2 protein-coding genes are annotated in these 450 nt (G+C 27.8%); both read left to right on the forward strand.

Annotated features, from left to right (window positions below; genetic code table 11):
- A partial coding sequence (locus AABA86_RS34135; protein ID WP_338309868.1) for a hypothetical protein occupies positions 1 to 230 on the forward strand: 230 nt, incomplete at its 5' end.
- 42 nt (positions 231 to 272) lie between these two features.
- Positions 273 to 450, forward strand: a 178-nt coding sequence (locus AABA86_RS34675; protein ID WP_445083505.1) for a hypothetical protein, incomplete at its 3' end; no start/stop codon positions are given.

Raw genomic sequence — 450 nt, forward strand, 5'->3', positions numbered from 1 at the left:
ATAAGGGGGTTCTGGCAAAATTTAGAAAGTCTATGTTTCAAATTTTTCTTATTTTTTTTTTTATTACCTGTTTATATTATTTAGGAAGAATACCGCCCATTTATTTTTTTACTCCTAAAATGTCAGAAATTAAAGAAAGGGGTGAGATTGAAAAAAGGGAAGGGGAAATCGATATCGAAATAAATTCACAAAGAGCGGGAAGTAAACAAGAACCAAAGATAACTGCCTAAGAAAAGCTTTCTCCTTATCTTTTTTCTAAAAAAAATAATAATTTGGACAAAATTAAAGAAGAGAATGATATCTTCGGATTTCAAAAACCTCTTGTAACTATTCTTTTCGATTATAATCGATTGAATCGTCCATTGCGATATATAAAAAATGATCGATTTGAAAATGTTGTAAGAAATGAAATTTCACAATTTTTTTTTTTTACATGTCAAAGTGATGGAA

It is taken from the genome of Bradyrhizobium sp. TM233 (assembly GCF_036247965.1).
Taxonomy (GTDB): domain Bacteria; phylum Pseudomonadota; class Alphaproteobacteria; order Rhizobiales; family Xanthobacteraceae; genus Bradyrhizobium; species Bradyrhizobium ottawaense.